Origin of the sequence: Oceanirhabdus seepicola (genome assembly GCF_023684385.1) — a bacterium.
Classification (GTDB): Bacteria; Bacillota; Clostridia; order Clostridiales; family Clostridiaceae; genus Oceanirhabdus; species Oceanirhabdus seepicola.
This window is the reverse complement of the sequence record NZ_JAGSOJ010000006.1, coordinates 1-23,343: the sequence shown is the minus strand read 5'-3', so window position 1 is coordinate 23,343 and position 23,343 is coordinate 1. Positions and strand designations below refer to the sequence as shown.

Here is a 23,343-nt window from a genome sequence, read left to right as displayed (position 1 = left end):
ATTTATCCAGTGATATAATTTAAAATAGAAAAAGGTTTATTTATGAACCAAAATATTTCAATAGGCCTTATAAGAAAGGAATGTTATCATGCTAAAAAAGACTATAGCAGTAATATGTATAGCTGCACTATTATTTACAGGTTGTGGTAAAAAAACTTCAACAAATAATAATTCAAATACCAATTCAACAAAAAATGAACAGAAAAAAAATGAAAAAGATGACCAAATCGCAGAAGTTCCTGTATTGGAATCTCTTCCTCAATTCTCTGAAATGAAAGATGGAGAAGAATATGCTGTTATGAAGACAACTATGGGTGATATTAAGATTCGTTTCTTCCCTGAATATGCGCCTAAAGCTGTTGAGAACTTCATAACTCATGCAAAAGAAAACTATTATGATGGGCTTATATTCCATAGAGTTATGAATGACTTCATGATTCAAGGCGGAGATCCTAAAGGTATCGGTACTGGTGGAGAAAGTATTTGGGATGAACCATTTGAAGATGAATTTGCAAGAGAACTTCATAACTTTAGAGGAGCCCTTTCTATGGCTAACGCCGGACCTGACACAAATGGAAGTCAATTCTTTATAGTTCAAGCACCTATAGAATCTGAAGAAATTGCAGCTTATATCGATAAGCAGGTTCTACTAATGGAGGAGCAAGGAGAAGGTCAATCCCCTCAAATTGCTATTGATAAATATAAAGAGATTGGCGGAACACCACATCTAGATGGTCATCATACAGTATTTGGTCATATATTTGAAGGAATGGATGTAGTTGATTCAATTGCAGCTGTTGAAACAGGTAAGAATGATAAACCTATTGAACCTATTGTAATAGAAGATATTGTTTTTGAAACACATAAAGCTCAATAATCCTTAAATAAAAGCTATTAAATCCCAATTGATTTAATAGCTTTTTAATATCCTTCTAATTTCATTAAGTTTCTCTATAATTTGATACCCATATTGATACCATACATGATATTATAAAAATCATTCCAACTAAACATCCTAAAAATATCTCTACTTTTCCAAATAAACCAGTCAATTTATCTATAATTTTCATTATTTTTCTAACGTCAATTGAAGTAAAGAACTTTGATAATAAACTTGGAAACAAAACTATAATCAAATATAAAGCAAGATTAATATATCTCATCTTTAAATATCCGAATTTAAAATATAGTGGTAAATAAATTGATGCTAATAATCCATATCCTAAAGCAGCAATCAATATATAATCAAGTTGAAAAACTTCAACAGTTAATTCTCCTTTTGCAGCAAAATAAATTATTGGACCAACTCTACTTACAATTACCCATAGTATGAAAACAATTATTGTGTAAATGTATTTAGATATGGCTATATCCCCATTACTTACAGGAAGACTTCTCAAGATAATATTACTTTTATTTTGTTCTTCATATCCTAAAGGCATCAATACACAAAATAAAAACACTATAAAGATTCCCGCTAAATTAAACCCTAACTGAAATACAATAGTTTTCGAAATATCAGCACTTCCGTTGTAAACACCTGCTAATCCATATGAAATTGTAACGATTGCTGCTATGATTGTAAATAACCATTTATATTTCAACATACTCAAATCTTTCATTACGAGAGATCTCATACTAGAATTCCCTCCCTTTGTATACTTTAAGAGAAACACTATATGATACAAGTATACCTGCAATAAATAGTACTATCATAATAACCATTGAGTAATTACTCTCAATTATTCTTAATTTTAGTTCATCAAAAGTGCTGAAAAATGTATTTATCCCAAACAATACAAACATAGCAATAAAAGTCAATAACTTTCCTTTTATAAGTCCATATTTTAAATATGCAGGCATCAATAAGGCAACAAAGAAAGCAGCTCCGCCTAGTGATAAAAATAGTTTTCTTAGATTAAAAAACTCTCCAAATAATATATCAAATTTCAATGATGCTGCAAAAATTATACCAATTGCTAGTACTCCACTTAATACCATAGAGATTATCAAATTAATGTATTTGCCTAAAACTATTTCATCTTTAGTAATTGGTAGAGATACTATCACACCTTCTACTTTATAATAGCCATCGTATGTTATACCTGTAATAACATATGAATAAATTAACAATGGCAAACCTATCAAGTATAAAAAATTTTCAATATTAGATTGTTCTCCAACTATAAATAGAATCCCTAACCCTATAATTAAGCTTTTAATCCCAATTTTCTGTAATTTAAAATCCTTATATAAAAGACTAAGCACTCTTCTCCCCTCCTATTGTATAGAGCATTATATCCTCTAAGGAAGCCTTCTCGATAATAACCTTATCCTTAAAGTTGCTTTGAATTTCTCTACTATTAGTCGTTAACCCTTCAAAACCAAAAGAATTCTCTTTTATGCTTATGAAATCATTTTTAAGTGTACTATTTAATATTTCTTTTCCTCCCCTTACTAAAGAGTATGTCTCCATTATCTCATCTTTTTCCTTTGAAAATACCAATTTACCATTATTTATAAATGTTATATAATCTGCAATTTTTTCAAGATCACTTGTTATATGAGTTGAAAAGAATACTGATTTTTTATCATCTTGAATCTCTTCATATAGAAGGTCAAGTATCTCACTTCTGAATACAGGATCCAATCCTGATGTCGGCTCATCCATTATTAAAAACTCTGCATTGTGTGATAAAGCCATTGCCAATGAAAATTTCATCTTCATTCCTTTTGATAACTGTTTTACTTTCTTCTTTTCTATTAAATTAAATCTATCTATAAGCTCTTTATATTTTTTGTTATCCCAATTTTTATAGAATCTCGATATGATCTTAGCGTTATCTTTAAGTGATAACTCTTGATAATAAAAACACTCATCATATACGAATCCAATCTTCTCTTTTATTTCCTTTTCTGATTCTATATTATCCTTACCAAAAACCTTTATTTCCCCGCTATTACGGCGTATTAGGTTCATAATCATCTTTATTGTTGTACTTTTCCCAGCACCATTGGGTCCAATAAACCCCATAACATATCCTCTATCAAGAGAGAAACTTACATTATCCAATTTAAATTTTCCATAATCCTTTGTTATATTGTTTACTTCTAAAATTTTACTCATGTTACATCCTCCTATTCCTCTTCATAAATTACACTTAACAATTCACTCAATTCATTCAGTGATAGCCCAAGAGATCTAGACTCATCTACTACATCACTTAGCATATCTTCAATTCTCTTTAGTTTCTTTTCTCTTAGAAGTTCCTGATTCTGCGATTTAACAAAACTTCCCTTTCCCCTGACAGTTTCAATGTAACCATCTCTCTCAAGTTCCTCGTAAGCCCTCTTAGTTGTTATAACGCTAATATGTAGTTCTTTCGCCAACATCCTAATAGATGGTAATGGCTCTCCTGGTTCTATATCACCCTTCAGTATCAAAGTTTTTATCTGATCACCTATTTGTTCATATATAGGCATAGAACTAGAATTTGATATTAATATTTTCATTTTTAAAATCACCTAACTCATTAGTTTAATTTTTTTAACATAGAAACAACACTAAAATCGTTCATACTGTTTATACTGTTTATATGTTATATATACAGTATAAACAGCATATTAATATATGTCAATATCCTTTTATGGAAAATTTTCATAAAGCATCATGTTGGTCTTTATAACAACGGGTTTTTAGTCATTTTATCTGCGATTAAATATTGTATTTGTTATATAACTATCTTCTCTATTATTTCGTATTAAAGCAAACTTTTAAAATCAAAAAAAGGTCGGCAACATATTAAGATTGTCACCCACTTTTTAAAATGTAATATTTTATTGCTATTAAGAAACATCAGCAAACATTATTGATGTTTTTAAAAAATTTAATTTTTCATTCACCATTCTCAATTATGTTTTTATTTTTTATAAGCTCATCATTATCAGAATTTATATCAACTTTAATTAATTTTGCACCACATTTGTCACATATTAAATCATCACGTTCAATAGATGTATACCAGATAGAATGACATTTCTCACAAAAAAGTTTAATCATTATTCATCCTCCTTAGGCATATTCAAATAAATAACTAGTCAGTATGCTAGTCTATTTTGTGGTATACTTCATCCTTGGAACCCACTGATAGATTAACTATCAGCGGAACCCAACTCTTCGCATCCCGCAAAATATCCGTCGCATCTTTGACTTGTTATTTATTTTCACATGCCCTACTAGAAGGATATCCTAAAAATCAATTTATATTCAAAAAAATTTAATTCCAGATCTCAACACCTATACCCTGAAGGTTTTCTAGGATATATTCATTTATCCAGTTTATAACTTTAGGCGAATTAATATCTTCACCCACAATCTCCTTAATCTCAGTACTCCTAAATACAAACTCATTCTCATTAAATTTATGAATATATTCAATATCCACATTGTCAAATAACAATAAAGAACTAATTGTTTCGTTTATTCTTCCTAAAGGAGGTCTATCAATATTATTCCTTTCCATAATCCCTGTCAATTTAGTTCCTGAACCAACCTCTGACCAAATTTCAAGTTCTCCTCCACATCTATCACATGCTGATTCAAAAAGAGGGATTCCAAGCCCAACATCTCTTGTATCTCTTGTTGTTGTGAAAGGACTTTTAACTTTCTGTAAAAATTCTTTTTCCATACCCTTACCATCATCTTCAATAATTATTTTAAAAAGGTTTTCACTTGAGTTTTCTTCTATATGTACCTTAATTAAATTACTCTCAGCAGTTATCGAGTTCTGAACTAAATCTAATATATGTAATGATAATTCTCTCATAATTACCCCTCCACCTCTTGTATAAAGACCAATCTTTTATATACATTATTATAACATGATTTCACATAAGGAAAAATCATCATATGTGTTTTAAACTCTCATCTTAATAAAATTTTTGCTCCTCTTTTTTTACTTTTATAGCTTATTTATATAATTTTATGAATTTTTCCAATTTTGTGTTAATATAGATATAAGAATATAATTTACTTGTTATTTTATGAAGTTAAAGGAGTGAACTGGTATGGACAAGGTAAAAAAATTATTAGAAAATCTTTCACCTTCAAAAGTATTGGACATCGGTACTGGTGTTGGTGAATTCATCACACTACTGAAAGAAAATCTTCCTTCTTATGAAATGATTACAGGAATTGATATTGAAGAAAGAGTAATCGAAATGGCAAGAAAGAATTTTGATGATCCATCAATAAACTTGGAGGTTATGAATGGAGAATCTATGGACTATGAAGACGGGTCATTTGATCTTGTATGCCTCTCAAATTCAATCCATCATCTTCCTGGCATAAAAAAATCATTTAATGAGATGAAACGCGTAACATCAAATGATGGATACATTCTAATAAATGAGATGTTCAAAGATAATCAATCAGAGGAACAGCAAACACATGTAGTTCTTCATCATTGGTCTGCAAAAATATCTAGGATGCTTGGTAAAGTTCATAATGATACTTATAATAAAGCGGAGATAAAAGAAATCTTACTTGAAAACGACCTAAAAGTTATTGATGAAATTGAGTTTAAATATGTTGAACCTAATACTCAAGAATCAAGAGAACAATTATCCGTTCAGGTTGGCACTATACTTGATAATGTTCGAGATAAGATTAAGGATCATGAAGCATATGATGAAATCTGCTCTACAGCTGAAGAACTAAAAAAACGAGTTATCGAAGTAGGGTTCCAAGGAGCAACTCAGTATATGTTGTTATGTAAAAAACATTAAAATAAGTTAAGAGTGGACAACGCATGAAGGTTCTGACCTAAGGTCAGAACCTTCATTACTATAAATTTAAGTCCATTAGTATTTTTATCTAAATTATCTCATTCCTCTTGACTTTCAAGTAAATCAAACCATTCGCAATATATAATTATCATTTTGCAAAAATATCTACCTTTATCAAGAATATTGTTCTTGCCCCGCATATAGCACTTATAAGTTTTCCTTTTATATTTAAGTTATTGATTAATTCTTTTGTTCAGGTTTTGACTCTCCATACCAACAATCAGTGATTATATAATAATACCAGAGTAACCTTCGATTATTTTATCTTCACATGCAATAGTAATCACTTTAAAGTGATTTTTCTACTATATAATCAATATATCCTAATGTCACGAAACCACCACCAAGTTTTGGACCAATGCGCTTTCGTACTTCTTTATAAATTCTTTTTAACCCTAATTGTCTAAATAACTCGTCCCCTTCATTCTCATCAAAATAACTGTGAAGAACTTTTTCACCATGTTCCATTTCATAATATTCACCAGGTCTTACTTCTTCTCCAATACCACATCTTTCATCACTTGTAGAAACGAAATTCACGAACATCAACCCACCTGGAACTAATACTCTTTTCATTTCCTCCAAGCTTTTTTTAACATCTTCCTTACTCATGTGAAATATCGTATTATATGAGTAACAGAAATTAAATGAATTATCTTCAAATGATAGCTCCTTCATATCTCCTTTTGTAATATTCAATTTTATACTATGTTCACTTTGGAACTTATTGGCATGTTCAATCGCTTTATCACTAATATCTATCCCCGTAGTTTCATATCCATGTTCTTTAAACAATGCTAAGGGTGGTAACATTCCTCCTGCTCCACAGTCTAATATGTTCTTCTCTAACCCTTGTCCATTGCAATAGAGCATAAACGTAAAAAGTTGATTTTGTCTAAAAATTGGTTTCATATAATCTCCCCTTTTCTTATAATATAATTTCATCAAGAGCACTATTTACTAATGTCCTAAAAGCATCCTTATTTAAAGTATATAAAGTCTTCTTACTATCTCCTCCTACAATCAATTCAATTAAACCCAATGTTATTAACTTGTTTAATTGGTATGTCATCGTAGCTGATGTAAGTCCTATCTCTTTTACTAAATCTTTTCGTGCCCACTTTTTCTGACTTAACAACGATATAATTCTTAGTCTCGTTTCATCAGATAAAGTCTTGAAAATCTCTTGAGGGTTTATATTGCTACTTTTCTGCTTCAATTTCTGCTCTTCTCCAAACCCATACACAAATATATATGTATCTTTATCAAATAAGTATCTCGGTATAAATTCTTCTAAGTAGCAAATATTTATCTTAACATCTTTACCTCTATTTACTAATATTTCATAATTGCCATTGCCAATACTATCTAAAAAGCCTTTTTTATTTTCATTAAATGAAATGATGTGATTCTTTAAGATTGGCTCAATTTCTCTTGTAATCCACTCTTCTTCTTTCATGAAAACTTTATTATAAAAAGATTCAATTATATTGAGCAGTTTTGTGTGAAGGAGTTTTGTATCATTTTTAAATTCAATAAAAAAGTGTGCATCTTCAGTAGAATACCTCTCAGTAACAGCTTCATAAACAGTCTCATCATCGTCATCTATAGAAATATCGTGAGAAGATATTCTAAAACACTCTTCTAAATATTCATCACTTGATAGTCCTTTTAGCTTATCTAATAATTCGTTAACTGTTGTCACATCTGTTTTTGTAATAAATAATATTAAATAATAAAAATTTAGTTTGAATTTTTTAAAAAGAATATCTAAGTCATTCTTCTCAAATGAATTTAATTGATTGCTCAAAGTATGTAGTTTTTCTTTAATCTTAGTGCACCCTATAAATTTATGTTCTTCAATATAAATTTCAAAATAATCTAATTCTGCAATTCGCATCATTGTGGTAATGCACTCAATTGCCATATTATGTTCAATTGTTACTTGTTTCATTATTTCCTCCTAATAGATATAGTGAAATGATGTACTTTGATTATAAACAAAAAATCCATTAATGTCAACAACCATCTACATATATAAAAATTGATAGATAGTCATCTACTTCTTTTTAACACAAATAAGTTTCTTTTTTAATTAATCTCAATTTTTTTATCTCAATTGTAATTATCAACACCTTCTAGACGTTGTTACCATATTATTTAACACATAATGTACTCATGAGCAAATATTTTTTCAAGTAAATTATAACCACAAAAAATCCCCAGAGTTCCCTCTGAGGATTTTCTTGTATATTTAATTAAAATTTATTTCTCTTAACATAGTGAGTGTGTAGTAATTCATGTGCTAAATGACCATTTGGCTCACCTAAGAAATCTTTGTAAAGTTTTTGGATAGATGGATTCTTGTGTGATTTTCTTATTGGAAGAGCTTTATCTTCAGAATATAATCCTTTTGCTCTAACAACTTTAGCATCAACATCATCTCTTAAGTGTGCTTTAATGATTGGTTGACCACCACCATTTACACATCCACCAGGACAAGCCATAATCTCAATGAAGTCATAAGACTTCTCTCCACTCTTGATTGAATCAAGAACTTTTCTAGCATTTCCTAATCCGTGAGCGATTACAGCGTTTAATGTTTGACCATTAGGAAGTTCAAGAGAAGCTTCTTTAACTCCTTCAAGTCCTCTAACTGCTTCATACTCAATTTGCTCTAAATCTTTCTCAGCAAGAACTTCATATACTGTTCTTAAAGCAGCCTCAGCAACTCCACCAGTAGCACCGAAGATAACACCAGCACCAGTAGATTCTCCAAGTGGGTGATCAAACTCTTCTTCTTCTAACTTAGCAAAGTTAATACCCATCTCTTTAATCATCTGTGCTAATTCTCTTGTTGTAAGAACTGCATCGATATCTTGTAATCCTTCATTAGATAATTCTTCTCTCTCACCTTCGAACTTCTTAGCTACACAAGGCATGATAGAAACAACGTAAATATTCTTAGGATCAATTCCCATAACATTTGCATAGTGTGACTTGATAACAGCACCTAGCATCTGATGAGGAGACTTACAAGTTGATAAATGATCTAACATTTCTGGATAGTTATGCTCAATGAACTTAACCCATCCTGGACAACATGAAGTCATTAATGGTAATTTTTCACCCTTTGATACTCTTGTTAATAACTCTGTTCCCTCTTCCATGATTGTAAGGTCAGCAGCGAAATCAGTATCAAATACGTTATCAAAACCAAGTCTTCTAAGAGCAGAAACCATTTTACCAGTTACTCTCTCCCCAACCCCTAGATCGAACTCTTCACCAAGTCCAACTCTAACTGCAGGAGCAGTTTGAACTATAACAACTTTATTCTCATCATCTATTGCATTCCAAACGTCTTGGATATTTTCTTTTTCGTGTAAAGCTCCAACTGGGCAAACCATGATACATTGTCCACAGTTAACACAGTTACTTTCACCAAGTGGTCTTTCGTATGGAGTTGATACTCTTGTTTCAAATCCTCTTCCAGACCAACCAATAGCACTTACAGTTTGGATGTTTGAACATACAGAAATACATCTTCCACAAGCAATACACTTCTCGTTATCTCTTACTATAGAAGCAGATAAATCATCGATAGCACTTGCAGCAATTTCTCCCTCATATTCTACATCTCTTATATTATACTCTTCAGCTAATGTCTGAAGCTCACAGTTAATATTTCTTCCGCAAGATAAACACTCTCTTTTGTGGTTAGATAGAGTTAACTGGATAACAGTTTTTCTAGCTTCTCTAACCTTTCTAGTGTTAGTCTTAACATCCATTCCCTCAGTAGCTTCTAAAGAACATGATGCTAGAAGTCTTGGACCAACCTCTACAACACATACTCTACAGCTTGAAGGTTTATTTATATCTTTTAAGTAACAAAGACTAGGTATCTTAATTCCGATCTTTTTAGCGGCTTCTAATACCGTAGTACCTTTTTCAACTTCAACTTTAATTCCATCAATAGTCAATGATACCATTTCCATTACCTTCTCACTCCCTTTTCCATCTATTTTCTTTCAATAGCGTTAAATGGACACTTCTCTAAACAAGCTCCACACTTAATACACTTATCTTGAATGATTGTAAAGTTTTCTCTAACCTTACCTTCGATTGCTCCAACTGGACACGCTCTTTGACATAGACCACACTTCTTACATGGATCTTCAATGATTGTGTATTTTAATAATTCTTTACAGATTCCAGCAGGACAACTCTTATCTATAATGTGAGCTTCATACTCATGTCTGAAGTTCTTTAATGTAGATAAGATTGGATTAGGAGCAGTCTGACCAAGACCACATAATGAAGTAGCTTTAATTTGCTTACCTAATTTCTCTAACTTATCTAAATCTTCCATTGTACCTTTACCTTCTGTGATTTTCTCTAAGATCTCAAGTAATCTCTTAGTACCTACTCTACAAGGAGTACACTTACCACAAGATTCTTCTACAGTAAATTCTAAGAAGAACTTAGCAACGTCAACCATACAGGTATCTTCATCCATTACAATCATTCCACCTGATCCCATCATTGAACCAAGTTTAATTAAGTTATCATAGTCAATTGGAGTATCTAAGTTGGCTTCTGTTAAAGCTCCACCTGATGGTCCACCAGTTTGAACAGCTTTGAACTTTTTACCATTGGGAATTCCTCCACCGATTTCAAAGATAACTTCTCTTAAAGTTGTTCCCATTGGAATTTCAACAAGACCAGTGTTAACGATGTTTCCACCAAGAGCAAACACCTTTGTACCTGCATTATTCTCACTTCCAATGTTCTTGAACCATTCAGCACCATTGTTAAAGATAACTGGAATGTTTGCGTATGTTTCAACGTTATTAATAATAGATGGTTTTTCCCATAAACCGCTTACTGCTGGGAATGGTGGCTTAGGATTAGGCATCCCCCTTTTACCTTCAATTGAGTTAATTAATGCAGTTTCCTCACCACAAACGAACGCACCCGCACCAAGTCTAACTTCTACGTCAAAATCAAATCCTGATTCAAATATATTCTTACCTATAAGTCCGTATTCTCTAGCCTGCTTAATAGCAACTTCTAATCTATCAACAGCTATAGGATACTCAGCTCTTACATATATGTATCCCTGATTAGCTCCAACAGCATATCCACCAATAGCCATAGCTTCTAATAATGAATGAGGGTCACCTTCTAGGATAGATCTATCCATGAATGCACCTGGATCTCCTTCATCTGCATTACAAATCATGTACTTAACAGGATTAGTTTGTTTAGCGGCAAATTCCCACTTAAGACCAGTTGGGAAACCTCCGCCTCCTCTTCCTCTTAATCCAGATTCTTTCATAGTATTTATTACTTCTTCTCTGCTCATGTGTAATAATACTTTTTCTAATGCCTTGTATCCATCTAATGCTAAGTACTCATCTATGTTTCCTGGGTCAATAACTCCACAGTTTCTTAAAGCAACTCTCATCTGTTTCTTGTAGAATCCTGTATCGTTTAATGACTTAATTCCATCTTCTGATACAGTTTCAGAATAAAGTAGTCTCTCAACTATTCTACCTTTAACTAAATGCTCTTCAACTATTTCAGCAACATCATCAACCTTCACTTGGCTATAGAATGAACCTTCTGGATATACAATAACGATTGGACCTAATTCACAAAGACCAAAACAACCTGTTTTAACTAATTCTATCTCATTTTCTATGTCGTGCTTTTTAACCTCTGCTTGCAGAGCTTCCAAAATTCCATTTGAACCTGAAGAAGTACAACCAGTACCCCCACAAACTAGCACCTGAGAACGATAAAACGCCATACTAAACCCTCCTATATGCTATTATAAATCTTGCACTTTATATTCGTTTACAATGTTTCCATCCTTAACATGCTCTTTTACAATACGTCTAGCTTTTTCCTCAGTCATTTCTACATAAGTAATTTTTTCTTTACCATGCATCAATACCTCAACAATCGGCTCTAACTTACAAGCACCTATACATCCAGTTTGAGCAACAGTAACGTGCTCAAGACCTAGTTTTTCAACCTCGTCCATAATTGCTAATAAAACCGGTCTAGCTCCTGCTGCAATACCACAAGTAGCCATACCTACAACTATTCTAGTAGTTTCTCTATCTCTTCTTTGATTTACATTACCAAAGGTTTTCTTTCTGATTTCTTCTAATTCCTTAAGTGATTTCATAAGGCACCTCCAAAACTACTCTATTTTTATACTATTTGAATTATTTATATTCTTTTAAAATATCGTCTATATCTTCTGGTACAAGACGACCATATACTTTATCATTTATTGTTATTACTGGAGCAAGACCACATGCACCGATGCATCTACAACCTTCAAGAGTAAACTTACCATCTTCTGAAGTCTTACCAACTTCAACGTTTAAATCTTCTGAAAGTTTGTCCAATATTTTTTGAGAACCCTTTACATAACAAGCAGTACCAATACATACTCTAATTACATATTCACCTTTTGGCTCTAATGAGAAGAATGAATAAAAAGTTGCTACTCCATAGATTTCACTTAATGAAACATTTAACTCTTCAGATACTATTTTTAATACTTCTTCTGGTAAGTATCCAAATTCATCTTGAATTCCGTGTAATACTGGAATTAATGGACCAACCATGTTCTTCTTAGAATCAATGATTTCTCTTGCTTTTTTAATCAATTCTGTATTAATAGCGTTATTATCACTGCATCCACAGTTACAATTACATCCTGACACCCTCATCTCTCCTTTTTTTATTAATTTATGCTAAGATAATCTATGACAAAAGCCCTTTTGTTAAATTTTCAGCATATTAAATTGATAAATTTTAGACAATAGCCTACTGTTAAAAGTTTAGCATATTTTTTATAATGAATAAAGCGTTTTTATCAAAAAATAATTATATCCCATAAAATTTTGTAGTTTTTTTACAAATTAGCTAAAAAATCTTTCCATTTGACAATATTCTTTGTACAATCTGACTAATTTCGATAAATGTCGTCATTCCCCCACTTTTACATTGTTTGTTATACCTCTTAAACTGTCAATTATACCATTTAAACTCATTTCACAAACCTTAATTTTGAATTTTCTTTCAAAAATGTTCTCCAATTTATGTGCATCAGATGATTGAATAACATTGTATTCTTTATCCATAAATAATCTAATTGTATTGTTAAATTTTTTCAAATCTGTAACTTCAACAGCTTTTATATCAAGGCTTTCCGGTATAAATCCCAAAGAATTGATAATGCTATAACAATCTCTGTCCACATGGGCAGGTATTAAAACTCCCCCTAACTTTTCAACCTCCATGAATGCCTCTTCAATGGAAACATTCACTGAATTCAGTAACATTAGTGGATACTCTCCAACAATATTATCATTAGAATCATATATATGTTGGCTTCCAAACACCTCTATATTATTCTTTTTGTTAGGTAATCTAGCTAAAACAAACTTTTGAAACTTATTAAAAGATTCTAGATCTCTGAAAAGACAAATTGAATGAAACTCTTCTTTAGTTTGGAGTTCCATACCTGGAATTAATATAATCCCTCTTTCTTTTGATAGATTCCACGCAGCCTCAATGTTCATTCCAATATTATGATCTGTTATAGCAATTGCATCTAATCCCTTTAAAAATGCCATATTTACTATATTAGAAGGGGTCATAAGTTCATCACCACAGGGTGATAGATCTGAATGTATATGAAGGTCAACGAAAATCTCCATCTAGATTCCTACTTTCATCAGAAACTTACATATATTATATGCATCTAAATCAGTTGATAAAATATCAATCCCCTTTTCATTAGCTTTCTCAATAGTAACTTCTTCTACTTCTATTCCCTCTGGAATAACTATAACTGATATCCCTATCAGTTCTGCTACGGCTACTATATTCGGATGAATCTGCACAGTTATCCATAAATCATTTTCCTTGCTATGTGACATAACATAGCTTAGAAGATCATTTATATATACGCCTTTAACTGATCGTTCTCCCCCTCTACCATCTGTCAGCAATCTAAATTCTTCATATTCTAATAAATCTTTTACTAACACTGAACCATCTCCTCTACTTGATCATTCTACACTCTTCTATATTTGCAAGTCCTCTAACCACATCTTCAGCAAATGCTTTACAGGTAGGAGAACCACACAACCCACAGTCTGTACCTGGTAAATTATTTATAATCTCATTCATTTCTTTCATCTTTTTCACAGCACCTAAAAAATCTTCTGCTAACTTTTCATTGCTCTTAATATACCTTAGACTTTTCACAAATTCATTTCCGTACTCATCACTTATATCTTCAACTCCATATGTAGAGTTAATTTCATCATAATATTTCTTTGTAATTCTTTTAGCATTATAAGCATTTTCAATGAGAAAGTTTCCGCCTAGACATCCTCCATAACACGCATGCCCTTCAATGAATTCAACTCCATTTAGTTTACCTTTCATCAAATCCTCAAAAACATCCTTAACATTTTCAATCCCATCAACAGTAATATAATCACTAAGATTCATGGACTTACTTAACCCTCCTGGATAAGACCATGAAAGACCAGTATAAGATAGTTCACACTTTTCCCCTTCTTCATTATTATTCTTTATATTATTAATAAGCTGAAGATATATATCACTCAATGGGATAATTCCATCAATTCTTGTTTTACTTTCATTTTTATGCATATCAATCATTGCTTTCCATGCAACACATGTAGCTATATGGAAAACACCAATCTCCTCTATAGCATAGCCTCTCTTAATATACTCATCCCTAATTAATGAAGCACTAATTTCAATAGGAGTTAGAACTCTAACAATATTCTCTTCAAGTGCAGGGAAAGAAGTTTTAATTAATTTTTCTACACTTGGACAAGAAATACTTATTGCAGGTTTATTTACTTTTTTTATCTCCTTCTTAATTATCTCTGATGCTATGTCACATGCATAAGTTGTATCGAATACATCATCAAATCCAAGAGACTTAATGGCATTTTTTATTACTGTAGGATTGACATAATCACCAAACTGTGAAAATACGCTCACAGTGGGAACTGCAATTTTTACCTTAAATTTCTTTATATCATCAATTGTGTCTCTTTTTCCTTCATAAGCATTATATATACAAGCTTCTATACATCTTCCACAATCGACACATTTATCTTCATATATAACCGCTTTTCCATTTTTAAGCCTGATTGCAGCCATAGGACACTTGTTCATGCATTGAGTGCAACCTCTACATTTCACCTCATTTAGTTTAATTCCCCTGAAAACTTTATTCATAACCAACCACCTTAGAATAGTTTTTTTAGTATATTAGGTACATGAAAAAAATAAATAAGTCAGGTTGCGAAGTAAATTTGATTATTTTCTAGGCACTCAATCACGTGCATACTCACTGTATGTAAGTGATTGAGTAACGACGAAAAGAATCAAAAGGACTAGTAAGATGGCTAGTTTATTTTTTGAATGTGCCTTGCATAAAGATTCTTATAGGTTTATTACTAACTTTATCTCTGTCCCTTTTCCTTTATAAGACTCTATTTCAAATTCATCACTGTTCTTCTTTATGTTTGGTAGTCCCATTCCAGCACCGAATCCCATATTCCTTGCATCATCTGATGCTGTAGAGTACCCCACTTTCATAGCTAACTCAATATCTTCAATTCCAGGACCTTCATCATGAAACTTCATTTCTATTGAATCTTTAAAAATAGTTGCTTTTATCTTTCCTCCAAAAGAATGAATAACCATATTCATCTCTGCCTCATAACAAGCCACACAGATTTTTTTAACTATCTTACTGTCTACCCCTAACTGCTGCATTACATTTTTTATCTGACTTGCACTCTCTCCACCTCTTATGAAGTCTCCAGCAGTAACATCAAACTCATAAGACAAGAGTTCTATTTTACTCATATAAATCTATCCCTTTCATTCCGGCATTATATAAGGTACCGCAGGATTCAAAAAGTGTTAATGTAGTTTTAAGAAGAATAATACCTTTTTCTTGAGCTAAATTAACAACATCACTAGACGGTTCTTTTCCTCTAACAAAGATTACACATTTAATATCTTTCATTTCCGCTGTTCGTATAGTTTGAATATTAATCAATCCTGTCAATAAGATTACATCTTCATCAACAAGCGCTAATACATCACTCATGAGATCACATGCAAATGTCTTTTTAAATTCTACTTCACCACAATCACTACTAGTGATAAAACTTCCATTTAATAACTCTTTAATTTGAGTTAACCTCATTCTTTAGCCCCCCATAAATCTTCTCTTTTAATCTTTATAACATCATTTGTCTCTTTTTTCAATATATTCTGATAAATTAATCAAATAAAAATAAAAAAGGCACCTTATCCGTGCACAAACTGAAAACCTTTTAAAGAAGTTGAGAGTTAGAAGGGGAGAGCGGATAGTCGAAAACGGCAAAGCGTGTTGTAGGAATAGATGAAACATTATATATGAGTGAAAGTGAGATTCTCCATGTACCCTTTCATTGGCTTGAACCAAATTGTGAGGAAATACATTTGATATATATAATTAATTGCAGAACCTATAAATACTGAACTATTTTTTTTTATAATTTTGTTTAAACGTTGAATGACTTCCACAGAATATAAATTATAAGAAATGTGTTATTTAAGGGAGATGGCTAAAATGAAAATCAAATTTATCACAAGTCTTTTTATAACTATTGGATTTTTATTCAATCATGTTACAAATGTCTCAGCATTTTCTGTGCACACAATTAATCATTCTATGAGTTACACCATGTTAATAGATACTTTAAGACAGAAAGAAAAGAGTAAGATTATAAAATTTCCAGATCAGAATCTAGAAAAGTTAATTAGAGAAATTATCAATAAACCTAAGGGCGATATTCACCAATGTGATATTAATAATATAAACAGATTAAATGCAGCAGATAGAAAGATTTCTAATTTAGAAGGATTACAACATTTAACTGGATTAATAGATTTGAATTTATCTCGAAACTACGAAATAGATGATATATCTGTGTTAGCTAGTTTAACTAACTTAAAAACCTTAAGCTTACGTAATATCGAAATGAGTGATATAACACCATTAAGTAATTTATCTAATTTAGAAAGTTTGGATTTATGGTTCAGTAAAGTAGTTGATATCACACCATTAGCCAATTTAACTAAACTAGAAAAACTTGAATTAAGTTACAACGAAATATTTGATATAAGTCCACTGAGCAACTTAAATCTTTTAATCGAATTGAAGTTAGCTAGTAATCATGTTGTAGATATTAGTCCTTTGGGTAGTTTATTTAAACTTGAAAAACTAAAATTAAGATATAACAGTATATGTGATATTAGTCCACTTTTTAATTTAATTCATTTAACTGAATTAGATTTAGATAACAATAATATTATGGATATTAGTTCATTGAGTCGTTTAACTAATTTAAAAGTACTAAGTTTGTACAGTAATGATGTTAGAGATATTGAACCATTAAGTAATTTAATTAATTTAAATATGCTAGGCTTATATATAAACAAAGTTAGTAATATTAAACCTCTATGCAATTTAACAAATCTAACTAACTTAAGTTTAGGATACAATCGTATTACTAATCTTACACCTTTAAAATCTTTAACTAATTTAACCTCATTAGGCCTTAGGAATAATGAAATTAGCAATATTAAACCTTTGAATAATTTGATTAACCTTGAAATATTAGATTTATCAGAAAACCAAATCACCAATATTCCCCCATTGAAATCTTTAAAAAAATTAAGAGATTTATCTTTAAAAGAAAATAAACTGGAAAATGTTAAAGGTATCAAATACATAGCTAATCTAAAAGAATTGGATGTAAGACATAATCAAATAAACGACATAAAAGGATTAGGATCTTTACAGAGATTAGAAACTCTATTATTAGATTATAATCAAATAAGTGATGTTAGCGAGTTATCTACCTTATCAAATTTAGTTTTTTTAGGTTTAGAGAATAATAATGTTACTAATATTTATGGATTAAGAACACTAGTTAATTTAAATGGATTGGATCTTGAGAATAATAAAATAACCAATGTTGAAAGTTTAAACTCATTAACAAATCTAAGAAGTTTAAATGTATCAAACAATGAAATCAGGGATATTGGGCCAATTATGGATTTACCCAATTTAACTTCTTTATCTTTTTATGGTAATCCTCTTCCAAAATATTTTTATAACTACGCAACATATGAAAGGTATATATTACGTCAATTCTTTCCTTATATAAATAAAGCTATTGAAGAATATTATGGAGAACCCAGACAGTTCATGGATGCAGGAATTTTAGATATAAAAGTCTCCTACAAAGTACTAAAATTTAAAGTGAGAGTATCAACATTTGTTGGACCTCACGGTCCTCCTTATGGTTTAGAAACTATGATCATTGTTAAAGATGACTCTGGAATACATGTTGAGGACCTCCAACATGAAGAAATTGAATCACTATAAATTAAAAGCACGGAAACCGTGCTTTTTAATAGTTGAGAACTGTGAGTTGAGAACTGAGAACGATGGATGTTTCTGCTTTACAGCAGAAACTACAATTTATTATTTTTCAGAACAAAAAATTTCGATCATTTTATCTCCAGATAAGATATTGCATTTAAAAGTAGAATGTTTCATTCATAATGAAACGAGTAAATCCTTATTCTCCCTTGAACAACAAGATTAGAATTTCACGGAGTGAAATATCCAACGTTCTCAACTCTACACTCTCAACTCTCAACTATGTTTATAAAAGTTTTCATACCTCAATTTTTTCTATGGCTTATTTACTTTTCATTGCTTTCATAACTCTCTGAAGCATTCCTTTCATATGTGCAATAGCAACTCCATAATTAGTGATTGGAATTCCACACTCTCTAGCCTTTTCAATCCTTGTTATCATCTGCTTTCTATTAAACATGCAAGCTCCACAATGAATTATAAGCTTAAACTGTGATAGATCCTCTACAAAATCACACCCAGCATTTATTTGAACATCTAGTTCTGCTCCAGTTCTCTCTTTTAACCAGTTAGGAAGTTTTTCTCTTCCGATATCTCCTTTTAAAGCGTGATGAGTACAAGCTTCTGCAATCAAAACCTTATCTCCATCCTTTAAATTATCGATCTGCTGAGCACCTTCTACTAATTGTTCAAGATCTCCTTTAAACCTAGCCATAAGAATTGAGAATGAAGTCAACGGTACATCTTCATCTAAAATTTCATTTACCTTCTCGAATACTTGAGAATCTGTTATAACTAAATCAGGCTTCCCACTCAGAACTTTTAATGAGTCCTCTAATTCTGTAAGCTTCACAGTTAATACCATAGCATCACCATCTAACAAGTCCCTTATTGTTTGAACTTGTGGCAAAATCAACCTTCCCTTAGGCGCTTGAATATCCTGTGGTGCTACTAACAATACTAGAGCTTTACTTCCAACTAAATCTCTAGCAATATATTGCATCTCATAGTCAGAAGGAGAGTTTCTTATAATTACTTTTTTTAATTCGTCAATATTTCTATCCTCTTTTGCACTAACAGATACGAAAGGAATATTAAACTTTTCTTCATATTCCTTTAAATCTTTCTCTAAAAGATCCAACTTATTAAGAACACCTATTACTGGAATCTTTCTTTTTTTAAATTGACATAACCACTCTTCTTCATACGAAAACTCATCATCTTCCGGCGAAAAAACTACAAGAGCAATATCCGTCTTATCCAACACTTCTCGTGATTTTTTAACTCTAAGCTCACCTACAACACCTTCATCGTCAAACCCAGCAGTATCAATCATAGTTACCGGACCAATAGGCAATAATTCCATAGCTTTATACACTGGATCTGTTGTGGTGCCCGCCAAATCAGAAACAAGAGCCATTTCTTGTCCAGTAATAGCATTAATTAAGCTTGATTTACCACTGTTTCTTTTTCCAAAAATCCCGATGTGTAGTCTATTGGCTTTTGGTGTCTTAATCATAAAATCCCCCCTAAAACTTAAAATAAGGCACGCGCTGCGTGCACATAAAAAATTAAAAACCCTTGAAAGAAGTTGAGAGTGGTGAGTTGAGAGTTGAGAACGATGGATGTTTCTGCTTTAAGGCAGAAACTACATTATGTTGTTCTTAAGAACAAGAAGTTTTTACTCACTTTATCCTAAGATAAAATATTGTATTTTAGATACAATGTTTCATAAGTAATGAAACGAGTATATCTCTATTGTTCAAGGAACAATAAATTTATAATTTCACGAAGTGAAATGTCCAACGTTCTCAACTCTCCACTCTCAGCTCTCAACTATGTTTTAATGTTTATTTCCTTCTCAATTTACTTTTCTATTCTACCTTTAGCATTATTATTGTTTATACAAATTTATACTCTAAGGTCTCTTTCACCATCTTCTAATCTCTTAATATACCTTTTAGTTAGTTCTCTAGCAGACTCCTTAGGAATCGCTTCTATAGCTTCTTTTATTTTCTTTTCCCCAATATCTCTTAACTCTTCATCTCCATAATCTAAGATATATTCTTTAAGCGTGAATATAGCATTAGGTTGACATACATTGTGTATTTGACCACTTTTAGCCAAAGGCATGAATCTATCTCCAGTTCGTCCTTCTCTGTAACAAGCTGTACAGTAACTAGGTAGATACCCCTCCTTTAGTAAACCTTTAAGCACTTCCATAGGCGTTCTGTGATCCGCAACTTCAAACTGTGGTTTATTTTTAAGTAATCCATTATTATACTCTTCCATATATCCGCCAACGTCAGTGCATGAACCCGCACTCACTTGTGATATTCCAATCTTTAAGAATTCTTTTCTTGCCTCAGCAGACTCTCTAGTTGAAAGTATTATGCCTGTATATGGTACTGCTAATCTAATTATTGCAACAACCTGCTTAAATGTTGCATCATCAATGACATGAGGGAATTTTTCAAGATCTACGCCCTCAGCTTTTTTCATTCTTGGAACAGATATTGTGTGAGGTCCTACTCCAAACTCTTGCTCTAAGTGCTCACCATGCATAAACAATGCAATAGTTTCATACTTATATTCATATAATCCGTAAAGCACTCCCATTCCTACATCATCTATACCAGCTTGCATAGCTCTGTGCATTGCAGTTGTATGCCAGTTATAATTATGTTTTGGTCCTTGTGGATGTAACTCTTCATATCTTTCCTTATTATATGACTCCTGGAATAGTATATAAGTACCAATGTCTGCATCTTTTAATCTCTTGTATTCTTCAACTGTTGTAGCAGCAACATTAACATTGACTCTTCTTATACTTCCATTATCAAGTTTAACTGAATAGATTTTCTTTAGACATTCAATAACATAATCTAAATCACAATTTACCGGATCTTCTCCAGCTTCTAAAGCTAATCTTTTATGACCTAAGGATTCTAATACCTTAACTTCTTTCTCTAGTTGTTCCATAGTTAATTTTTTTCTTCTTAAATTCTTGTTATCATGTTTATATCCACAGTAAACACAATTATTCACACAATAATTACTTACATATAACGGAGCAAACATTACAATTCTTTCACCATAAATTCTATCTTTAATATATCCTGCTATTTTGTAAATTTCATCAAGCAACTCTTGATCTTGAACACTTAATAATACCGCTGCCTCTCTATGATTCAATCCTTTTAATTCTCTAGCCTTTTCCAGTAAACTCTTTACATATTCTTTATCTGAAGCTTTATCTTCACCATATTTAATACATTCCAAAATTTCATCATGTTTTATAAAATCATTATACTTATATTCTTTCATCAAATCCCCTCCAAATTACTTTTTAGTTATTGCTGATTTAACCTTTAACCCCTTGATTTTTCCAAGTTGACCTGTTAAAGAACTAATATTATCCATTGTACCATCAACTATCAATGATATTACTGATATTCCCTTATCTTTGTACGGAACTCCCATACGCCCAACTATAATTTCAGCATGCTCATGTAGCCTATCATTTACTTTATCTACTATATCAAAATCTTCAATAACAATACCAACAACACCCACTCTTTTTTCCATAAACTCACCAGTACTTTCTAAACTTTTTATTTTAAAAACAAAAAAGACTCCGTAAGGAGTCTATGATTACAGAATTTTATCATACTCCTCCTTTCCAATTGTTTAGACTTATCTTTACAAACGGGATAGAGAAACCTTTATCCATCCATTCAGAACCTCCAAATGAACCGATATCTCACTATGTATTTATTAATAATTATTATTTCTTATTTTAATTATACTTCATTGGTTGTAATTGTTCAATATAATCACAGAATATTTATTTATATGAATTAAAAGTAATTTTTCTGAATTTTACTTGCATTAACCTTACATTGATGTTATAATAAAGTTAAGTTTAAAGGGACTCAACCTTACATATCGGTAAGGTGTCTTACATATTTTAAACTTGCAATCAATACCCTTTTTAAATATATTGTTTCATACTTTTCCTCTGACCCAATGAGAGTTGGGTTAGTTTTTTTTTATTTCAACCATCTCTGGCATATTTCCTTCCCCTTGTTGTTTTACCACATCAATATTCTCCAACAAGACCAAAAGTCTCTCCTTTGTTAATGTAAAAATTAATACCATCAACAGCTTTGCTGGTGGTATTCTATATACAAAAAACATCTGTTATAAATAACAGATGTTATAACCAATTTATGCGACCAAGCCTATAAGCCGAGTTCTGTATTAGACAATCATCTATCTAGGTTTATCGTTACCAATAAACTCAAGCGATACACCTGAAGACAGGACGGGCCGTCCCATATGTCTCCCTTCGATCTTGCACCAGGTGGGGTTTACATAGCCACATAGTCGCCTATGTGCTGGTGAGCTCTTACCTCACCGTTCCATCCTTACCACTTAAAGTGGCGGTTTATTTCTGTTGCACTTTCCTTAGAGTTGCCTCCACTGGGTATTACCCAGCACCCTGCCCTATGGAGCCCGGACTTTCCTCTCCTATAATATTTTATAGCAGCGATTGTCTGGCTTACTCGCATTCATATAATAACACATTATTAATAATAAATCAAAATAAAAAGACACCCATTTTTGGATGTTATAACCTTTTTGTGCGACCAAGTCTATAAGCCGAGTTCTGTATTAGACAATCATCTATCTAGGTTTATCGTTACCAATAAACTCAAGCGATACACCTGAAGACAGGACGGGCCGTCCCATATGTCTCCCTTCGATCTTGCACCAGGTGGGGTTTACATAGCCACATAGTCGCCTATGTGCTGGTGAGCTCTTACCTCACCGTTCCATCCTTACCACTTAAAGTGGCGGTTTATTTCTGTTGCACTTTCCTTAGAGTTGCCTCCACTGGGTATTACCCAGCACCCTGCCCTATGGAGCCCGGACTTTCCTCTCCTATAATATTTTATAGCAGCGATTGTCTG

24 protein-coding genes and 2 other RNA genes are annotated in these 23,343 nt (G+C 31.8%); 3 read left to right on the top strand and 23 right to left on the bottom strand.

The features are described from left to right. Positions 1 to 88: 88 nt before the first annotated feature. Positions 89 to 877, top strand: coding sequence for a peptidylprolyl isomerase (locus KDK92_RS24675; protein ID WP_276576093.1), 789 nt, complete (start codon positions 89 to 91; stop codon positions 875 to 877). 64 nt (positions 878 to 941) lie between these two features. Here KDK92_RS24675 and KDK92_RS21945 read toward each other — a convergent pair whose 3' ends face one another. From KDK92_RS21945 to KDK92_RS21920, 6 genes are all read right to left on the bottom strand, one after another. Beyond that, complete coding sequence (locus KDK92_RS21945; protein ID WP_250861555.1) at positions 942 to 1,637, bottom strand: ABC-2 transporter permease; 696 nt, start codon at positions 1,635 to 1,637, stop codon at positions 942 to 944. A 1-nt stretch (position 1,638) separates the two neighbouring features. After that, complete coding sequence (locus tag KDK92_RS21940) at positions 1,639 to 2,268, bottom strand: ABC-2 transporter permease (protein WP_250861554.1); 630 nt, start codon at positions 2,266 to 2,268, stop codon at positions 1,639 to 1,641. Beyond that, a complete protein-coding gene (locus tag KDK92_RS21935) occupies positions 2,261 to 3,127 on the bottom strand; it encodes an ABC transporter ATP-binding protein (RefSeq protein WP_250861553.1) in 867 nt (288 codons plus the stop codon). The genes KDK92_RS21940 and KDK92_RS21935 overlap by 8 nt, the downstream gene beginning before the upstream one ends. Before the next feature lie 11 nt (positions 3,128 to 3,138). After that, entirely contained in the window at positions 3,139 to 3,513 is a 375-nt protein-coding gene (locus KDK92_RS21930) for a GntR family transcriptional regulator (RefSeq protein ID WP_250861552.1), read from the bottom strand. A gap of 382 nt (positions 3,514 to 3,895) precedes the next feature. Continuing rightward, complete coding sequence (locus tag KDK92_RS21925; protein WP_250861551.1) at positions 3,896 to 4,060, bottom strand: hypothetical protein; 165 nt, start codon at positions 4,058 to 4,060, stop codon at positions 3,896 to 3,898. Between the two features lie 217 nt (positions 4,061 to 4,277). Further along, on the bottom strand, positions 4,278 to 4,826 hold the full coding sequence (locus tag KDK92_RS21920; protein WP_250861550.1) for an ATP-binding protein: 549 nt from the start codon (positions 4,824 to 4,826) through the stop codon (positions 4,278 to 4,280). A 241-nt stretch (positions 4,827 to 5,067) separates the two neighbouring features. Here KDK92_RS21920 and KDK92_RS21915 point away from each other — a divergent pair, with 241 nt between their 5' ends. Continuing rightward, complete coding sequence (locus KDK92_RS21915) at positions 5,068 to 5,787, top strand: class I SAM-dependent methyltransferase (RefSeq protein WP_250861549.1); 720 nt, start codon at positions 5,068 to 5,070, stop codon at positions 5,785 to 5,787. Positions 5,788 to 6,135: 348 nt separating this feature from the next. Here KDK92_RS21915 and KDK92_RS21910 read toward each other — a convergent pair whose 3' ends face one another. The 11 genes from KDK92_RS21910 to KDK92_RS21860 all read right to left on the bottom strand — a co-directional run bounded on the left by KDK92_RS21910 (position 6,136) and on the right by KDK92_RS21860 (position 16,138). Further along, positions 6,136 to 6,759 (bottom strand): class I SAM-dependent methyltransferase, encoded by a 624-nt coding sequence (locus KDK92_RS21910; protein WP_250861548.1) that lies wholly within the window; start codon positions 6,757 to 6,759, stop codon positions 6,136 to 6,138. 16 nt (positions 6,760 to 6,775) lie between these two features. Further along, the gene (locus KDK92_RS21905; protein WP_250861547.1) at positions 6,776 to 7,801 is read right to left on the bottom strand and encodes an ArsR/SmtB family transcription factor; all 1,026 of its coding nucleotides are present in this window, start codon (positions 7,799 to 7,801) and stop codon (positions 6,776 to 6,778) included. Between the two features lie 304 nt (positions 7,802 to 8,105). Then, positions 8,106 to 9,842 carry an NADH-dependent [FeFe] hydrogenase, group A6 gene (locus tag KDK92_RS21900; RefSeq protein WP_250861546.1) on the bottom strand — a complete coding sequence of 579 codons (1,737 nt, stop codon included), beginning with the start codon at positions 9,840 to 9,842 and terminating at the stop codon, positions 8,106 to 8,108. A 23-nt stretch (positions 9,843 to 9,865) separates the two neighbouring features. Then, on the bottom strand, positions 9,866 to 11,659 hold the full coding sequence (gene nuoF / locus KDK92_RS21895) for an NADH-quinone oxidoreductase subunit NuoF (protein WP_250861545.1): 1,794 nt from the start codon (positions 11,657 to 11,659) through the stop codon (positions 9,866 to 9,868). A 21-nt stretch (positions 11,660 to 11,680) separates the two neighbouring features. Continuing rightward, complete coding sequence (locus KDK92_RS21890) at positions 11,681 to 12,043, bottom strand: (2Fe-2S) ferredoxin domain-containing protein (protein ID WP_250861544.1); 363 nt, start codon at positions 12,041 to 12,043, stop codon at positions 11,681 to 11,683. Between the two features lie 40 nt (positions 12,044 to 12,083). After that, on the bottom strand, positions 12,084 to 12,590 hold the full coding sequence (gene nuoE, locus KDK92_RS21885) for an NADH-quinone oxidoreductase subunit NuoE (protein WP_476739437.1): 507 nt from the start codon (positions 12,588 to 12,590) through the stop codon (positions 12,084 to 12,086). A gap of 264 nt (positions 12,591 to 12,854) precedes the next feature. Next, positions 12,855 to 13,589 carry a PHP domain-containing protein gene (locus KDK92_RS21880; RefSeq protein ID WP_250861542.1) on the bottom strand — a complete coding sequence of 245 codons (735 nt, stop codon included), beginning with the start codon at positions 13,587 to 13,589 and terminating at the stop codon, positions 12,855 to 12,857. Further along, complete coding sequence (locus KDK92_RS21875) at positions 13,590 to 13,922, bottom strand: DRTGG domain-containing protein (RefSeq protein ID WP_250861541.1); 333 nt, start codon at positions 13,920 to 13,922, stop codon at positions 13,590 to 13,592. It lies immediately after the preceding gene. 13 nt (positions 13,923 to 13,935) lie between these two features. Further along, a complete protein-coding gene (locus KDK92_RS21870) occupies positions 13,936 to 15,156 on the bottom strand; it encodes a [Fe-Fe] hydrogenase large subunit C-terminal domain-containing protein (protein ID WP_250861540.1) in 1,221 nt (406 codons plus the stop codon). Between the two features lie 207 nt (positions 15,157 to 15,363). Continuing rightward, entirely contained in the window at positions 15,364 to 15,792 is a 429-nt protein-coding gene (locus tag KDK92_RS21865; RefSeq protein WP_250861539.1) for an ATP-binding protein, read from the bottom strand. Then, positions 15,785 to 16,138, bottom strand: a complete 354-nt coding sequence (locus KDK92_RS21860; RefSeq protein ID WP_250861538.1) for a hypothetical protein — start codon at positions 16,136 to 16,138, stop codon at positions 15,785 to 15,787. The genes KDK92_RS21865 and KDK92_RS21860 overlap by 8 nt, the downstream gene beginning before the upstream one ends. A gap of 408 nt (positions 16,139 to 16,546) precedes the next feature. Here KDK92_RS21860 and KDK92_RS21855 point away from each other — a divergent pair, with 408 nt between their 5' ends. After that, on the top strand, positions 16,547 to 18,370 hold the full coding sequence (locus tag KDK92_RS21855; RefSeq protein ID WP_250861537.1) for a leucine-rich repeat domain-containing protein: 1,824 nt from the start codon (positions 16,547 to 16,549) through the stop codon (positions 18,368 to 18,370). A 319-nt stretch (positions 18,371 to 18,689) separates the two neighbouring features. Here the strand turns inward: KDK92_RS21855 and hydF are convergent, their stop codons facing one another. The 6 genes from hydF to rnpB (KDK92_RS21825) all read right to left on the bottom strand — a co-directional run. Further along, positions 18,690 to 19,886, bottom strand: coding sequence for a [FeFe] hydrogenase H-cluster maturation GTPase HydF (hydF, locus tag KDK92_RS21850; RefSeq protein ID WP_250861536.1), 1,197 nt, complete (start codon positions 19,884 to 19,886; stop codon positions 18,690 to 18,692). A gap of 392 nt (positions 19,887 to 20,278) precedes the next feature. Further along, a complete protein-coding gene (gene hydG, locus KDK92_RS21845) occupies positions 20,279 to 21,694 on the bottom strand; it encodes a [FeFe] hydrogenase H-cluster radical SAM maturase HydG (RefSeq protein ID WP_420852355.1) in 1,416 nt (471 codons plus the stop codon). 15 nt (positions 21,695 to 21,709) lie between these two features. Next, positions 21,710 to 21,955: a TM1266 family iron-only hydrogenase system putative regulator gene (locus KDK92_RS21840; RefSeq protein ID WP_250861534.1), complete on the bottom strand. Its 246-nt coding sequence runs from the start codon at positions 21,953 to 21,955 to the stop codon at positions 21,710 to 21,712. Between the two features lie 453 nt (positions 21,956 to 22,408). Further along, positions 22,409 to 22,567 (bottom strand): hypothetical protein, encoded by a 159-nt coding sequence (locus KDK92_RS21835; protein ID WP_250861533.1) that lies wholly within the window; start codon positions 22,565 to 22,567, stop codon positions 22,409 to 22,411. A gap of 31 nt (positions 22,568 to 22,598) precedes the next feature. Continuing rightward, positions 22,599 to 22,938, bottom strand: an RNA gene (gene rnpB, locus KDK92_RS21830) — RNase P RNA component class A. A 74-nt stretch (positions 22,939 to 23,012) separates the two neighbouring features. Beyond that, positions 23,013 to 23,343, bottom strand: an RNA gene (gene rnpB, locus KDK92_RS21825) — RNase P RNA component class A; the annotation flags it as partial.

Coding starts and splice junctions, on each gene's coding strand:
- KDK92_RS21865 (WP_250861539.1), bottom strand. CDS start 15,792: ATGAGTAAAATAGAACTCTTGTCTTATGAGTTTGATGTTACTGCTGGA.
- hydF (WP_250861536.1), bottom strand. CDS start 19,886: ATGATTAAGACACCAAAAGCCAATAGACTACACATCGGGATTTTTGGA.
- KDK92_RS21945 (WP_250861555.1), bottom strand. CDS start 1,637: ATGAGATCTCTCGTAATGAAAGATTTGAGTATGTTGAAATATAAATGG.
- KDK92_RS21925 (WP_250861551.1), bottom strand. CDS start 4,060: ATGATTAAACTTTTTTGTGAGAAATGTCATTCTATCTGGTATACATCT.
- KDK92_RS21930 (WP_250861552.1), bottom strand. CDS start 3,513: ATGAAAATATTAATATCAAATTCTAGTTCTATGCCTATATATGAACAA.
- KDK92_RS21910 (WP_250861548.1), bottom strand. CDS start 6,759: ATGAAACCAATTTTTAGACAAAATCAACTTTTTACGTTTATGCTCTAT.
- KDK92_RS21915 (WP_250861549.1), top strand. CDS start 5,068: ATGGACAAGGTAAAAAAATTATTAGAAAATCTTTCACCTTCAAAAGTA.
- KDK92_RS21840 (WP_250861534.1), bottom strand. CDS start 21,955: ATGGAAAAAAGAGTGGGTGTTGTTGGTATTGTTATTGAAGATTTTGAT.
- KDK92_RS21860 (WP_250861538.1), bottom strand. CDS start 16,138: ATGAGGTTAACTCAAATTAAAGAGTTATTAAATGGAAGTTTTATCACT.
- nuoF (WP_250861545.1), bottom strand. CDS start 11,659: ATGGCGTTTTATCGTTCTCAGGTGCTAGTTTGTGGGGGTACTGGTTGT.
- KDK92_RS21870 (WP_250861540.1), bottom strand. CDS start 15,156: ATGAATAAAGTTTTCAGGGGAATTAAACTAAATGAGGTGAAATGTAGA.
- hydG (WP_420852355.1), bottom strand. CDS start 21,694: ATGAAAGAATATAAGTATAATGATTTTATAAAACATGATGAAATTTTG.
- KDK92_RS21880 (WP_250861542.1), bottom strand. CDS start 13,589: ATGGAGATTTTCGTTGACCTTCATATACATTCAGATCTATCACCCTGT.
- KDK92_RS21920 (WP_250861550.1), bottom strand. CDS start 4,826: ATGAGAGAATTATCATTACATATATTAGATTTAGTTCAGAACTCGATA.
- KDK92_RS24675 (WP_276576093.1), top strand. CDS start 89: ATGCTAAAAAAGACTATAGCAGTAATATGTATAGCTGCACTATTATTT.
- KDK92_RS21900 (WP_250861546.1), bottom strand. CDS start 9,842: ATGGAAATGGTATCATTGACTATTGATGGAATTAAAGTTGAAGTTGAA.
- KDK92_RS21905 (WP_250861547.1), bottom strand. CDS start 7,801: ATGAAACAAGTAACAATTGAACATAATATGGCAATTGAGTGCATTACC.
- KDK92_RS21835 (WP_250861533.1), bottom strand. CDS start 22,567: ATGTTTTTTGTATATAGAATACCACCAGCAAAGCTGTTGATGGTATTA.
- KDK92_RS21855 (WP_250861537.1), top strand. CDS start 16,547: ATGAAAATCAAATTTATCACAAGTCTTTTTATAACTATTGGATTTTTA.
- KDK92_RS21890 (WP_250861544.1), bottom strand. CDS start 12,043: ATGAAATCACTTAAGGAATTAGAAGAAATCAGAAAGAAAACCTTTGGT.
- KDK92_RS21935 (WP_250861553.1), bottom strand. CDS start 3,127: ATGAGTAAAATTTTAGAAGTAAACAATATAACAAAGGATTATGGAAAA.